We start from the raw sequence: 13620 nt of genomic DNA, 5'->3' as shown, positions 1-13620 counted from the left end.
CTCAGACTTAGCCAAAATCGTGCCATTTAGTAGAGTACTCTGTTATGATTCCCAAATTATACTTTCTTTGGTTTCGTACCAAGGCTCCATCATTGGGGCATAATTTTTTTCAATAACGTTTCTTTTTGTCTTCATTGTGGGAGTAAGCATATTATTATCGACCGTCCAAGTGCCCTTTATGATGACTATTTTTTGCACTCTTTCGTATGTTTTTAGGCGAGGATTGAGGTCAGAAAGGGTTGAATTTAGGCTTTGATTAATGGTGTCTTTGTCAAATTTTTGGGCCATTTCTGATAAAACAACGAGGGCAATGGGCTGCGGTAAGTTTTGTCCTACAACACAAATTTGCTCAATCATTTTGTTGTCGGCAAAGCCAAATTCTATCTGTGAAGGTGCTACATATTCTCCCTTCGACGTTTTATACATTTCTTTGACCCGACCCGTAATTTTGAGGTATCCATCTTCATCGACTTCGCCCACATCGCCCGTATGAATCCATCCTTCTGAGTCAATGGTGTCGGCCGTGAGGGACGGTTCACGGTAATAACCCAGCATATTCCAAGGCGAACGAGTTAGAATTTCGCCCGTACCTTCCGCAATGACGACCTCCATGCCTGGGTAAATTTTTCCTACACTCCCATCTTTGGGGTTATCGTGGGGCATCATGCACACCGCCCCTAAGTTTTCGGTCATCCCGTAGGCTTCCTGAATGGTAATTCCCAACCGCCTAAACCAACGAATCAAGGAAATTGGCATCGGTGCCGCACCCGTAAGCACCAACTGAGCTTCATTGAGCCCAAGCCCTTTCCTGATTTTTTTCTTGACAATACCACTCAATACTGGGATTTTGAGCAGCATATCTAGTTTTTTCTGCGGCATTTTGGCCAAAATACCCAACTGAAATTTGGTCCAAATACGGGGTACCGCCAAAAAATGGGCTGGGCTCGCCGCTGCTAAGTTTTTGGCAAAAGTATCAAGCGATTCGGCAAAATAAACCGTTCCGCCCGTACCCAAACTTGTCGCTTCTATAATGTTTCGCTCTGCAATGTGACACAAAGGTAAATAGGAAAAAAAACGAGGATTAGGTACATCGTACCGAAGAATGTCCTTAGTTCGGCCAACGGCCTCTGATACCGCTCGGTGCGTCACCATCACTCCTTTGGGGTTTCCTGTAGTCCCCGAAGTATAAATGATTGAAAACAAGTCATCAGGTTGAGGCGTGGGATTGTCGGAAATAGGGGCGTGGTTGGCCAAAATGTCATTCCACTGAATGTGTTCAGCGTCAGGATTATAAGTGGGAAACGATATACATTTAATAGCGGAAGAAACCCCTTTTTTCATTCCTGACCAATCGTCGAGCTTACCCACAAACAAAACCGAACAACCACTGTGGGTGAGCACTTGCTGAAGCTGGTCGGCGGTAAGGGTGGCATAAAAAGGGACCGAAACGTGGCCTGCCACCATAATCGCTAAATCGGCAATAATCCATTCGGCACAGTTTTTGGAAACCAGCCCGATGTTGCTTTGGGGTGGTAGGTTGAGCGAGCGCAAGTAGGCCGAAACCCGCCGTACTTGATCCCCGACTTCTTTCCATGTATAATCTCTGAAACTATCCCCAAAGGGCTGACGAAGATAGACTTGATGAGGACGTTCTTTTTCCCAATGGTATAAATTGTCAACAAAGGTAGTGATTGGCGTTGGTGAGTTGGTGGCTTTCATCGTTGGTTAGTCGATTTAGGTATAGTAACAAAAATAGAATTTTTTTGATAAAAAATTGATTTTTGTTACTATAAAATTCTTTGCCAACGAAATGAAGATTCAACACATTCTTTTAAGGCTTTATCAATACTTTTCCCCAACGCCCGTGCGCTTCGGCGTGGGTAACGGCTTTGGCCACCTCGTCCAATGAATAAGTGGCTTCAATCGGCATCTGCACTTTTCCCGTGGCAAGCAACTCAATCACTTCTCCAGCAACGCGGTGGCGAGTGGTAGCGTCGGTGCGCTTCATCCAGTCGGTCAGCCAAAAACCTTTGACCACAAGCTCGCGGAAAATCATCAGCCCAAAATTGATGCTAGGGTCTTGCAAACTCATCAACCCATATACCAGCATCACACCCCCTCGGCCCATACATTTGAGGGCTTCGCTGGCGGTATGTCCACCGACGCACTCCAATACGGCGCGTACACCTTCGTGATTGGTGATTTGCTGGACTTTTTTCGGAACGTTTTCTTCTTCAGTATTGATAATTTGGTCGAGGCCAAGGGCTTTTAGCTCTTCGTTGAGGTTATTGCGGCGTACCGTTCCGATGGTTTTGATGCCCCTCATTTTACAAATTTGAATCACCATTTTGCCCAACGCAGAAGCACAGGCCGTAATCATGAGCCATTCGCCCGCTTTTACGCCCGATTCTTCCACCATTGCAACGGCCGTGAATGGGTTGACAAAAAGTTGGGCAGCCACCTCGTCCGACATGGCCTCGGGTACGGGAATGAGGGTGCGGTAGTTGGTTAAAACGTACTCGCTCCACGCGCCAATCGCCGTAAAACTCACGCGCGTACCAGTGCTAAGTTTCACATTGGTTCCTGCTTGTTCAATCACCCCAACTCCCTCAAATCCTGCGCCTGAGGGTAACTGAGGCCGAATACCATATAGGTTTTGGACAAACATAATATCGGAAGGGTTGATGGGGCTTGCCAATACCCGAATCAGTACCTCGTCGGGGCCAGGGGTGAGTGGTTGCACTTCTTCAACGTGAAGAATGTCGGCAGGTTTTCCAAAATGTTGGAATACGACTCGTTTCATAAGAGTTTTTAGGTTAATGGGTACGGAATAAAATCTAATTTTACGGTTCAATATTCGTCAATTTATTTTTATGAAGCTACTCTATACCATTTGGTGTGTTTTCTGGCTTATGCTGATTTTCTTGTTGCTGTTTCCTTTGATGTTTATTTGTCTTCAACGGGAAGCGTGGAAACCGTACGCCCATTGGTTAAACCGATTGTGGGGTAAACTGTTTTTTCCCTTGGCGGGGATTAAAATTGAAGTAGAGTATCAATTTCGTCCCGACCCTGCGCAAGCATACGTGTTTTGCGCCAATCACTTTTCATACCTTGACATTGCGGTTATGGGGGTGATTCTTGAGAACTACTTTGCTTTCGTCGGCAAACATGGGGTTAAAAATATTCCGTTGTTTGGCTATATGTTTCAAAAACTTCATATCCAGGTCAACCGCGAAAACAGCCAAAGCCGCGTAGGGTCGTTAAGTCGGGCTCTAAAAACACTGGCCAAGGGGAGAAGCATTGTGATTTATCCTGAAGGAGGAATAAAAACAAAAAAGCCACCTCAAATGCACTCGTTTGTGGACGGGGCATTTAAGATGGCCATTCAGCAGCAAGTGCCAGTAGTACCTGTCACCTTGCTGACCAACTATAAAATCTTGCCTGATGAGACACCCATTCGGCTATCTCGTTATCCAATGAAAGCCATTGTACACGAGCCACTCGTGACAGTTGGGTTGGGGCAAGAAGACGTTATGACGCTCAAAAACAATTGCTTTGAGGTCATTGATAGAGCCTTACGTGGCGCTCACAAACTATAAAAAAAGCAATCAACCGAAGCTTTAGGCGACCGATTGATTGCTCTTATAATTTTGTGAATACGCCAGAATATTGGAAACAACGCTGTTTGAGGGCGTTCGTTCAATTTTGTTCATCAGACTTTTCATCTCAAGGGCATCGAGATAAAATTCTAATAACTCTTGATCCCCGATAAGGGCATCTTCTATGAGCACATTTTCGTCTTCGGTGGTTTCTTCGTAAACATACCGAATTACATCATCTGGGGTAAACAGTTGTATCATATATAGGAACGCGGTTGCTGAGTTGCTTTCGCAAATTAATCAGCGCGTAACGCATTCTCCCCAAAGCCGTGTTGATACTCACTCCTGTGGCATCGGCAATTTCCTGAAAACTCATGTCTTCGTAATGGCGCATAATAAGCACCTGACGCTGAGGATCGGGTAACCGTTGAATCAGTTCGCGGAGGTGTTCATGTGTTTCTTGACGAATTTGGAGCGACTCGATTGAGTCTTCCGAAAAGTCTAAGGTATTGAACACACTGCTTCCATCTTCAAACACTACTTCCGGGTAACGTTTATCACGCCGAAAATGGTCAATAGCCAAATTGTGAGCAATTCTCAATATCCACGGCAAAAACTTGCCCTCATCGTTATACTTACCAGACTTGATGGTATCCACAGCTTTAACGAAGCTATCTTGCATCAAATCCTCAGCTACGTACTGATCTTTAACAATCAAATAAATAGTGGTGTAAATCTTTGACTTGTGACGCTGAACAAGTTTTTCGAAGGCTTTCTCGCTGCCTTGGATGTACAATGAAACAAGCTCACTGTCGCTAACTTGGTACTTTTCCATTTTTTTATGTACAATTAGTTAACGTAAAGCGTTGTTTCGATAGTATGTCCCCCTTTTAATTTTAATGAAGAAATTTATTTTGCGTCTTATTCTTGTGCCAAAGATAAATGATAAAAAAAATATTGTGCAAGCGTTTGCCAAATTTTTTTTAAAGTGTAATCGTAACACCAAATTAAATTTCGACTATTCAGAAGAAGTCAGAATAAATGTCGGTATTACACTAATCAAAGAAAAAATAGGATAGGTGTTTAAATTTTAATTTTTTTAATCTTTAAACACCGTATTTCTTCTAAGTAACAGCAACTGGTTTTTAGACTAAGCTACCCAGCGTGTTAATTCAGCCAAGGTAACTCTGCCTTCATAAATTGCTTTGCCGACAATCACGCCAAAAAGATTCATTTCGGCCAAACGCTCAATGTCACCAATGTTGCTTACACCGCCGCTGGCAATGATATTCAGCTCGGGGCAATGCTCTTGAAGGTTTTTGTACAAATCAAAGGAGGGGCCTTGAAGTAACCCATCTTTGGCGACGTCGGTACTGATGGTGTACTTGGCTCCTTTTTCTACCCATTGTTGCACAAAATCATATACCCACAAACCTGTGCCTTCTTCCCAACCGCTCACGGCTACGCGTTCGTTGCGGGCATCAGCACCTAAAATCATTTTGTCGCCGCCGTGTTGGTTAAGCCACGTTTCAAATAAGTCGGGATTTTTTACGGCAATGCTACCGCCTGTTACCTGTTTTGCTCCCGAATCGAAAACAATGCGTAGGTCGTCGTCAGACTGTACGCCACCGCCGAAGTCGATGTGAAGCTGAGTTTGGGAGGCAATTCGCTCCAATACTTTCCAGTTGACGACTTTTTTTGCTTTGGCGCCGTCCAAGTCCACCAAGTGGAGGCGAGTCAAGCCCGCATCTTCAAACTCTTTGGCAACTTCGAGTGGGTTTTCGTTGTAAATGGTTTTTTGACCGTAATCGCCTTGCGTGAGGCGGACGCACTTGCCTTCAATGAGGTCAATGGCAGGAATGATATGGAACATAAAGACTTAGTCAATAAATATACCTTCGGAGGTTCAGGACGAAGGTTAGAGGTGAGTTTTTGCGGTAAAATTAAGGAGTGTAAGTGGGTTTAACAATACTGAGTACCTTTGTAGGAACTTTTCACTAGATTTTGAGCATTGAAAAGTGGTAATCGGTGCTGAACAGCATGACAAAATAGAAATGTTATACCCGCAAGATTTAGAACAAAAATTAGGTTTTGACCGTATCCGTGAGCACTTGAGAGAGCTTTGCTTGAGCCCGCTTGGGCAAGCATTTGTGCAGAAGATTCGCTTTTCGGACAATTTTGCCGTCATTGATAAACTCACTCGCCAAACCGCCGAAATGAAGGCGATTATGGAAGAAACCTCGGGAGAGTTTCCTGCCCAAAATTATTTGGACGTGACATCTGCCCTCGAAAAAATTCGCATCGAAGGCATGTTGCTCTCGTTGGAGGAGTTTTATGACCTGAAACTATCGCTTCGTACGATTCGTCAGGTGCTGAAATTTTTGGCCGACCAAGAGGATGACCGCTTTCCGTTTTTACGGGAGTTGGCAGGGAATGTGAAGGTAGAGAAATCGGTCAGTGATTCTATCGACCGCATTATTGATGACCGTGGCTTGGTACGCGACAACGCTTCGCCTGAGCTGGCGGACATTCGGCGACGGCTGATTTCTGAGGCGGCGACGGTGCGTAAAAAATTGGAATCTATCCTCAAACATGCCAAAAATAGTGGCTGGGTCAACGATGACGTGTCGTTTACGGTGCGTAACGGCCGCATGGTAATTCCGATTTCGGCCGAACACAAGCGCAAATTAAAAGGGTTTGTCCACGACGAATCAGCGACGGGGCAAACGCTCTTCATGGAGCCTGCCGAAGTACTGGATGCCAATAACGAAATCCGTGAGTTGGAATACGCCGAACGTCGCGAAGTGAATCGTATTTTGATTCAGTTGGCTAACCAAATTCGTCCGCACTTGAGCGATTTGCAGCGGGCGTATCAGTTTTTGGGGATGGTTGATTTTATCCGTGCCAAGGCTAAACTAGCGTCATTGTTGGATGCTTCGCAGCCTACGTTTGTGAATCAGCCCATGATTGATTGGCGGCAAGCGCGGCATCCGTTGTTGTATTTGTCTTTCCAACAGCAAGGTCGAAAGGTGGTGCCGTTGACCATTCAATTGTCGCAACAGCAACGGATTTTGGTCGTTTCGGGTCCCAACGCAGGTGGGAAATCGGTTTCACTCAAGACCATTGGCTTAGTACAATATATGTTTCAATGTGGGCTGTTGGTGCCCATGCGAGAAGATTCTAAAATAGGGCTTTTTCAGAACTTGTTTATTGATATTGGTGATGAGCAAAGCCTTGATAATGACTTGAGTACGTACAGTAGCCACCTCACCAACATGAAGTACTTCTTGAACTTTAGTCAGAAGAAAACTTTGTTTTTGATTGACGAATTTGGAACGGGAACCGAGCCAAGTTTGGGTGGAGCAATTGCCGAAGCGATTTTGGAAGATTTGACCAAATCGGGCGCGTACGGAGTTATTAATACTCACTATACCAACCTCAAAACCTACGCCGATAAAACGCAGGGGTTGGTCAATGGTGCGATGCGCTATGATGGGGAGCATTTGGAACCACTTTATGAACTCGAAATTGGGAAACCAGGGAGTTCGTTTGCGTTTGAAATTGCCTCAAAAATTGGATTACCCAAGGCTGTCGTGCAGCGGGCAAAAGGGAAGTTAGGTTCTCAACAGGTCAACTTTGAGAAGTTGATAAAAGAATTGGAAATTGAGAAAAAGGTCTTTTCGGAAAAAAATATTGAGGTAGGTATTAAGGAGCGAAAATTGGCCCAGCAATTGGTCGAAACGACGGCATTGCAATTGCGCTTAGACAATGACCAAAAGAAAATTCTGAACGACGCCAAGCAAAAAGCGAAACAGTTGTTGGCCGATACGAATCAGCGTATTGAGAACACCATTCGGGAAATCAAAGAGAATAAAGCCGAGCGCGAACCTACCAAGCAAGTCCGCCAAGAATTGGAGAAATTTGAGGAAAAAGAACTCGTGCTTCAGCCCGTGAATGAACCTGAAAAGGAGGAGTTTTTGCCCGAAAAAGGAGAAATTACTGTTGGTAGCTTTGTCCGAATCAAAGGCCAAACGACGGTAGGAGAGGTGTTGGTGATGAAAGGGAAAGATGCCGAAATTCGGATTGGTGACCTAAAATCAAACGTAAAATTAAACCGTTTGGAAAAGGTGTCAAAGAAGGCATTTAAGGAAGCTACGGGCGAAAAAAGCGCGGGAATCCGCCTCGGAGGAATTGACATGAACGAGAAAATGCTCAATTTTAGTTTTAACCTTGATATTCGAGGAAAACGGGGCGAAGAGGCGATGATTGAGCTTGATGAACTTATCAACAACGCCATTATGCTGGGCTACGACGAATTGCGAATTGTGCACGGCAAAGGCGATGGTATTTTGCGGCAATTGGTTCGGAATCACCTCAAAACGTTTAAGCAAGTAGGAAAAATGACCGACGAACACCCCGACCGTGGCGGAGCAGGAGTGACGATTGTTCAGATGAAATAATAGAAGATGTGGGCGGGGAGGAATCAGCATTTGACGTTAGTCATTGTGCGTCCTCCTTGCCATTAATTGCCTCAATCAGTTGAAAAACCGTTGTGGACGATTCTTCGAGGGCAGGACTTTCATGTGTATTTTGCCTGAAAATATTTTGGGCGCGGGTTATGGCGTTCACTTGGCGAGACTTGCTGTTTTTGGGGTCTATGGCCAACATTAATTCAAAGAAATCTTTACCTACCTTTTTACTTCCGTTGCCGTCATAAAAAAGTTTATGCGGTGCAAGATACTGATTGATTTTGGGCTCATAAAGCTTTCTATCCATTGCGCTGCCTTGATGGTCTTCAAAATGCAGAATTAGCCAATACTCAAAGGCTTGATTAGAGTAGGCTACTCGTCCGAAGTGATGAATAGCGAGTCGGATAGCTTCATTAAATCGTCCATTGGGAAAGCTATCTTTGTCAAACACACACCATACTTCAAAATCCGCGTATTGAGGTTCAGCGGCTAATTCTATGGCTTTTTCAACCAAAGAAATGGTGTTGTAGCCTGTTCCAATGGGGACAACCTTTATATGAGGCAACCTAAATTGCTGAAAATAAGACACCTCAGTATTTACACCTTCGGAAACAATCAAAAATTTTCTAAAAAGAGGCTTTATTGGCGCATCGCGCTCCAAGATAGGAGCTTCGTTTCGTTTGGCTCGTTTGGCAGAGCGTAACTTTTCTTTGTGCACCTGCCGTGCTTGATGCTCTTTGGATTGCTTACTCATTGTACGGCGGCGGTCAGTGCTTCTTCAAAGTCTTCTAAATACGGTACTGCTCCGTATTTACCGTTGACGTAGTTCTTTTCAAAATTATCTTCTTTGCGTACTTGATCTGTTTTGAAATCGGCCAACGAATAGACCGACGACGCTCCGTAGCGGTCTTTTTGGACAAACCAAATTTGGTCACGGCGCAAAAGTCCACTACTTAACAAGTTGATGTCATGCGTATTAAAAATCAATTGTGCATTGTGTGGATTGGTGTTGGGTGACTGGAATAGTTCTACAATTTTAGCGACTAAATTGGGATGAAGTTTGGATTCCAACTCATCTACCACGAGCGTATCTCCTGATTGTAAGGTTTCGATGATGGGACCCGAAAGGGCAAAATATTTCTGCGTCCCCGACGATTCTTCCTCCATTTCAAATTCTGCTATTCCGACTCGATTGCCGTCAGCGTCATATTTGTGGTGCAAGGTTTTCATTCCACCTAAGATATGCCCGTCGTTTTCTCTCATTTTCTGAATGAGCATTTCTTTCAGGCGGCTTGGCATAGCGTCGGGCAAATCAGATTCCTGCTCTATCTTGAGAATTTTCACATCACTTATTCCTAAATCAGCGGCATTTAAAAAGTCTAAAATGACGTTTTTTCCATCATTATTCATGACCCTTCCTATGGTAAAACCTTCGTACCCTTCTTCTTGTAAGCCTGAGATGACATTAAACTTAGACAGCCAATCAAATATTCGCAAGGCCAAAGGGTCGTTAAATTGAGCTGCTACCGAAAGAAGGAGGGCATTCTGCCGAACCATGCCATCTTTCACTAACCGTGCTCCAATCCGAAACAATTTCGAGTGCACAGCTTCAAAGTTTTGTTCATCACGAAAAAACAGCTCAATTTCTTTGGTTTTGGGGCGATGAAAAAGCCACTCTGACACTACTTTTTCTTGGGTAACTTCAAATCCATAACGAAACAACTCCCCTTGAAACAAGAAAATAATTTCAAACTCAGAAGGGCTATTTTCCGTAGTGGGGTTTAATCGAAATGGAATAATGGGGATTTTATCTTTAGACTGTGTATCTGCCGAGGAGCGTAGTATGAAATGTCGCATAAAGCCCATGGCATCCATAAGCTTACTCTTTCCTGCGGCATTCGCCCCGTAAAAGACAGCAGATTTTAATACCTTCAACTGGAATTGAGGAATTTCGACGAGGTTATTTTCGAGGTCTTTGTCATAACGAGAGGCCAGAAAGCTCAATTTAGCTTTATCCCGAAATGATTTGTAGTTTTTGACAGAAAATTGAATTACCACAACAATAAATATATTTTTTACAAAAAAAACGTAAAAAATATATTTATTGTTGCATTTTGTTGAAAATTTTGAAAAAATATGAGATCTATCATGCAAGGGCCAATTGGGGTATTTGATTCGGGGTACGGAGGGTTGACAATTTTAAAAGAATTGGTCAAGCAATTACCGCAATACGATTATTTGTATTTGGGAGATAACGCGCGTGCTCCTTATGGCACGCGCTCGTTTGATACGGTTTATCATTACACGTTGGAGTGCGTAGAAGCATTGTTTGCCAAGGGATGCCACTTGGTGGTTTTGGCCTGTAATACGGCCTCGGCCAAAGCATTACGGAACATCCAACAACTGGATTTACCACACATTGCGCCCGATAAACGCGTATTGGGCGTCATTCGCCCGACGACGGAAGTAATAGGTACGTTTACGGAGAGTCAGCACATCGGTATCTTTGCCACGGCAGGAACGGTTGCTTCGGAGTCGTATTTGGTAGAAATTGAGAAGTTTTTCCCAAAAGCAAACGTGCACCAAGAAGCTTGCCCTATGTGGGTGCCGTTGATAGAAAATGGAGAATTTGACAGTGACGGTGCCGATTATTTTGTCAAAAAACACATTGAACACTTGCTCGGCCAAGCGCCAAATATAGATGCAGTTTTGCTGGGGTGTACACATTATCCTTTGTTAATCAAAAAGATACGTCAATTCTTGCCTGCTCATATCCGCATTGTTAACCAAGCAGAAATTGTGGCAGCGAGTTTGGCTGACTACCTTCATCGCCACCCTGAAATAGAAGCAAAATGTGCTAAAAACTCGCAGCGGATCTTTTATACAACCGACTCAACGGAGGCATTTGACCGTCAATCGGCGGTGTTTTTTGGGCAAGAAGTGAAGAGCCTTCACCTTGATTTGGGGAAATAGGAAAAATTAGAAATTAGTACATTGTTAGCTAAGTTTCATTAAAATTTACCCGCAGATGCGCGCAGATTAAATCCACGCAGATGGACGCGGATCAATAACTACATACGTCGCTTCGTCAGCGGCTTTCTGCGGGTAAAAATAAAATTATTTACTTGGCTCTTCGTTCGGTACGACAAGACAAAATAACCTATTCTTCGGCCAACGTCCGCGAAAGATTGATGCTATAAATGCCGATGGAAGGAATGGCTGCGGCCAAAATTCCAATCAAAATAGCACCGCCAAACAACCAAATTTCTTCGGTGAGAAGGCTAAAATCAGAGAAAGAATAGTGGTAATCTGACTCGGCAGCGCGGCTGAACAACCACAAACCTAAGCGACTCAACAGCACGCCTGCTATGTAGCCCGCCACGCCAAGCATGATTCCTTCGAGTAAAAGCATCACAAAAAGCTTGGTGCGGGTAGCGCCCATGGAAAGCATCAAGGCCATTTCGTATTTACGTTCTTTCAACGAATTGTAAAGAGAAATAAACACACTCACGCCCGCAATCAAAATGATAATCAGGGCAATAGCGCGCAGGGTGTCGATGCCTACACCGAGCATTGAAAACAAGCGATTGATTTCAAACGCTACCGAAGCGGCCTGCATTTTGGTATTTTCGTTGATAAAACGAGGCAAGGCCACCATCCCCATTGGGTTACGGAATTTAATCAACATGCTCGTAATTTCTTGACTTGGGTCGTCGGTTTGGGTAGAGTCACCACCCATGAGCAAGTTGGTTACATTGGCACCTTGGCCTGGCGTTTCGGCATGTTCGTGAATGGCCCAAACGCTCGAAATATCAGTCAAAATCAACTGGTCAATCACCGAATTGTTGGTTTCAAAAACCCCCACAACCTTGTATTTTTTGTCGCCATGTACGTCGTCCATGTTGTCGAAACCGTGGCCTCCTGCAAATACATCTCCTACTTTGAGCCCCGTAACGCGCGCTACTTTCGCACCGATGGTTGCTTCCATCGCTTTTTCAAAAAGCCGCCCTTCCGATACATTGGCTTCAAAATGTTTAGGGTATTTGGGATTGGTTCCTACGATGCGAAACGATAGATAATTGTCGCCCATCGACAACGGAATCGCGGTTTTAACCAGCGGATTGCGCATTATTTTTTGCGCTTCGTCGAGCGAAATATTCCCCGTAGGAGAGTCGATTTGGTAAATACTTGACAAAATAAGCTGCAACGGGCTGCCTTTAGCCCCTACAACCATGTCGATACCTTTGATGTTACGGCGAAATTGCTCGTCAAGTTGTTTGTTGAGAAGTAACAACAACGAAATGATACCAATTCCGAGCGTCATGAGTAAGGCACTCAGAAAACTATTGAGCTTTTTGTCTTTGAGATTGGCCCAGCTAATCTTGAAAAGGTTCATCGGTGTATAATCGGATAGAGAAAATGAGTTACCAAAGTTACGGATAGATGCGGTGATAGACGGTATTCGTTGTCGATATTTTATTGAGGCTCGATGTTAGTTGATGTAAGTCAGTTAGTTAGCGTGATATTCATCATACTTAACATTGGAACACAAAGCTACCTTGAGGCATCAGTTCAAACCAATAAACACTTAGCACAATGAAAAAGATATTAGTCCCAACCGATTTTTCTGGTTTTGCCAATAATGCCCTCGAAGTGGCTGCCGATATAGCTTTGAAAACAAATGCCTCGATAATGCTGCTTCACGCCAATGAAAAAATGGTGACAGCTACGCCGTTGGCCGAGTACTATCTGTACGACAAAGCCATTGAGGATGAGTACCTTGATATGGTGAATGAAAGTTTGAAAAAGACCCTCGCTGAGATAGCGGACAACGATAAGTTTGCACGGGTTAAAATAGAAACGGCCGTGATTGGTGGCCCAATGGTCAGTGTAATTGAAGAAGTGGTAAAGGACCACGCCATTGACCTGATTGTGATGGGAACACGCGGTGCTTCGGGCATGGAAGAGTTTTTTATTGGCTCTAATACCGAAAAAGTAATTCGTCGTGCTCCATGTCCTGTGTTGGCTGTGCCTAAAGCGGTGACGTCGTTCAATAAAATTGTGTTCCCCACGACCTTGAAAGAAGACCAAAAAGGAGCATTCAGTGCCTTGGCCGAATTACAAGATATTTTCCACGGAGAAATTACGCTGTTGTACCTCAACAATCCCAGTCATTTGAAAGATAACGCAGCGATTGAAGCGCGTAAAAATGAGCTGTTGAAAGCAACGGCACTCGGAAAAGCAACATTGTTTGTGTCGGATGCCGACGTATTTAATGAAGAAGAAGCAATTTTGGATTTTGCGCACCAACAAAAAGCCGATTTGATTGTGATGGCTACGCACCAACGCCGCGGATTGGCGCACATGTTTATGGGAAGTATCACGGAAGATACCGTCAATCACTCTGATATTCCTGTGCTTAGCATTAGTATTCGATAGCAGAGTGTCAGTGGTTACTCATATCTGTGTCAGTGGTTACTTATAACCACGCCCGAGGTTTCTCAAAACCGAGTATCGCAAGGTTTTGAGAAACCTTTTTTTCGGGATGAGAG

General features: G+C 44.2%; 12 protein-coding genes. 4 read left to right on the top strand and 8 right to left on the bottom strand.

The window, feature by feature from the left end:
* Positions 1-42: 42 nt before the first annotated feature.
* Together FHS57_RS14620 and FHS57_RS14615 are read right to left on the bottom strand one after the other, a co-directional pair.
* Positions 43-1719 (bottom strand): AMP-binding protein, encoded by a 1677-nt coding sequence (locus FHS57_RS14620; RefSeq protein WP_183974817.1) that lies wholly within the window; start codon positions 1717-1719, stop codon positions 43-45.
* A 112-nt stretch (positions 1720-1831) separates the two neighbouring features.
* Positions 1832-2803, bottom strand: coding sequence for a zinc-dependent alcohol dehydrogenase family protein (locus FHS57_RS14615; protein ID WP_183974815.1), 972 nt, complete (start codon positions 2801-2803; stop codon positions 1832-1834).
* Between the two features lie 70 nt (positions 2804-2873).
* Between FHS57_RS14615 and FHS57_RS14610 the strand changes: the two genes are divergently transcribed.
* Positions 2874-3599 carry a lysophospholipid acyltransferase family protein gene (locus FHS57_RS14610; protein WP_183974813.1) on the top strand — a complete coding sequence of 242 codons (726 nt, stop codon included), beginning with the start codon at positions 2874-2876 and terminating at the stop codon, positions 3597-3599.
* A gap of 21 nt (positions 3600-3620) precedes the next feature.
* Here FHS57_RS14610 and FHS57_RS14605 read toward each other — a convergent pair whose 3' ends face one another.
* The 3 genes from FHS57_RS14605 to hisA all read right to left on the bottom strand — a co-directional run bounded on the left by FHS57_RS14605 (position 3621) and on the right by hisA (position 5472).
* Positions 3621-3860 (bottom strand): hypothetical protein, encoded by a 240-nt coding sequence (locus FHS57_RS14605; RefSeq protein WP_028525763.1) that lies wholly within the window; start codon positions 3858-3860, stop codon positions 3621-3623.
* Positions 3835-4434 (bottom strand): RNA polymerase sigma factor, encoded by a 600-nt coding sequence (locus FHS57_RS14600; RefSeq protein ID WP_028525764.1) that lies wholly within the window; start codon positions 4432-4434, stop codon positions 3835-3837. The genes FHS57_RS14605 and FHS57_RS14600 overlap by 26 nt, the downstream gene beginning before the upstream one ends.
* 315 nt (positions 4435-4749) lie before the next feature.
* Entirely contained in the window at positions 4750-5472 is a 723-nt protein-coding gene (gene hisA, locus FHS57_RS14595; protein WP_183974811.1) for a 1-(5-phosphoribosyl)-5-[(5-phosphoribosylamino)methylideneamino]imidazole-4-carboxamide isomerase, read from the bottom strand.
* A gap of 181 nt (positions 5473-5653) precedes the next feature.
* Here hisA and FHS57_RS14590 point away from each other — a divergent pair, with 181 nt between their 5' ends.
* Positions 5654-8059, top strand: coding sequence for an endonuclease MutS2 (locus tag FHS57_RS14590; protein ID WP_183974809.1), 2406 nt, complete (start codon positions 5654-5656; stop codon positions 8057-8059).
* A 40-nt stretch (positions 8060-8099) separates the two neighbouring features.
* Here the strand turns inward: FHS57_RS14590 and FHS57_RS14585 are convergent, their stop codons facing one another.
* Both FHS57_RS14585 and FHS57_RS14580 read right to left on the bottom strand, forming a co-directional pair.
* Complete coding sequence (locus FHS57_RS14585; protein WP_183974807.1) at positions 8100-8822, bottom strand: RloB family protein; 723 nt, start codon at positions 8820-8822, stop codon at positions 8100-8102.
* A complete protein-coding gene (locus FHS57_RS14580) occupies positions 8819-10126 on the bottom strand; it encodes an AAA family ATPase (RefSeq protein WP_183974805.1) in 1308 nt (435 codons plus the stop codon). Before FHS57_RS14580 ends, FHS57_RS14585 begins: the two co-directional genes overlap by 4 nt.
* 78 nt (positions 10127-10204) lie before the next feature.
* Between FHS57_RS14580 and murI the strand changes: the two genes are divergently transcribed.
* Complete coding sequence (murI, locus tag FHS57_RS14575; protein WP_229601348.1) at positions 10205-11041, top strand: glutamate racemase; 837 nt, start codon at positions 10205-10207, stop codon at positions 11039-11041.
* A gap of 187 nt (positions 11042-11228) precedes the next feature.
* On the opposite strand, the gene FHS57_RS14570 is transcribed toward murI, so the two are convergent.
* Entirely contained in the window at positions 11229-12464 is a 1236-nt protein-coding gene (locus tag FHS57_RS14570) for an ABC transporter permease (RefSeq protein WP_183974803.1), read from the bottom strand.
* A gap of 200 nt (positions 12465-12664) precedes the next feature.
* On the opposite strand from FHS57_RS14570, the gene FHS57_RS14565 reads away from it, so the two are divergent.
* Positions 12665-13507, top strand: coding sequence for a universal stress protein (locus tag FHS57_RS14565; RefSeq protein WP_183974801.1), 843 nt, complete (start codon positions 12665-12667; stop codon positions 13505-13507).
* Positions 13508-13620 lie beyond the last annotated feature (113 nt).

This window comes from Runella defluvii (assembly GCF_014195535.1).
GTDB classification, from domain to species: Bacteria; Bacteroidota; Bacteroidia; order Cytophagales; family Spirosomataceae; genus Runella; species Runella defluvii.
This window is presented reverse-complemented; position numbering and strand designations above follow the sequence as displayed.

Excerpts from the sequence above, each read along its gene's own strand:
- FHS57_RS14565 (WP_183974801.1), top strand. The coding sequence starts at position 12,665 with ATGAAAAAGATATTAGTCCCAACCGATTTTTCTGGTTTTGCCAATAAT.
- FHS57_RS14605 (WP_028525763.1), bottom strand. The coding sequence starts at position 3,860 with ATGATACAACTGTTTACCCCAGATGATGTAATTCGGTATGTTTACGAA.
- FHS57_RS14590 (WP_183974809.1), top strand. The coding sequence starts at position 5,654 with ATGTTATACCCGCAAGATTTAGAACAAAAATTAGGTTTTGACCGTATC.
- hisA (WP_183974811.1), bottom strand. The coding sequence starts at position 5,472 with ATGTTCCATATCATTCCTGCCATTGACCTCATTGAAGGCAAGTGCGTC.
- FHS57_RS14620 (WP_183974817.1), bottom strand. The coding sequence starts at position 1,719 with ATGAAAGCCACCAACTCACCAACGCCAATCACTACCTTTGTTGACAAT.
- FHS57_RS14585 (WP_183974807.1), bottom strand. The coding sequence starts at position 8,822 with ATGAGTAAGCAATCCAAAGAGCATCAAGCACGGCAGGTGCACAAAGAA.
- FHS57_RS14600 (WP_028525764.1), bottom strand. The coding sequence starts at position 4,434 with ATGGAAAAGTACCAAGTTAGCGACAGTGAGCTTGTTTCATTGTACATC.
- murI (WP_229601348.1), top strand. The coding sequence starts at position 10,205 with ATGAGATCTATCATGCAAGGGCCAATTGGGGTATTTGATTCGGGGTAC.
- FHS57_RS14615 (WP_183974815.1), bottom strand. The coding sequence starts at position 2,803 with ATGAAACGAGTCGTATTCCAACATTTTGGAAAACCTGCCGACATTCTT.
- FHS57_RS14610 (WP_183974813.1), top strand. The coding sequence starts at position 2,874 with ATGAAGCTACTCTATACCATTTGGTGTGTTTTCTGGCTTATGCTGATT.
- FHS57_RS14570 (WP_183974803.1), bottom strand. The coding sequence starts at position 12,464 with ATGAACCTTTTCAAGATTAGCTGGGCCAATCTCAAAGACAAAAAGCTC.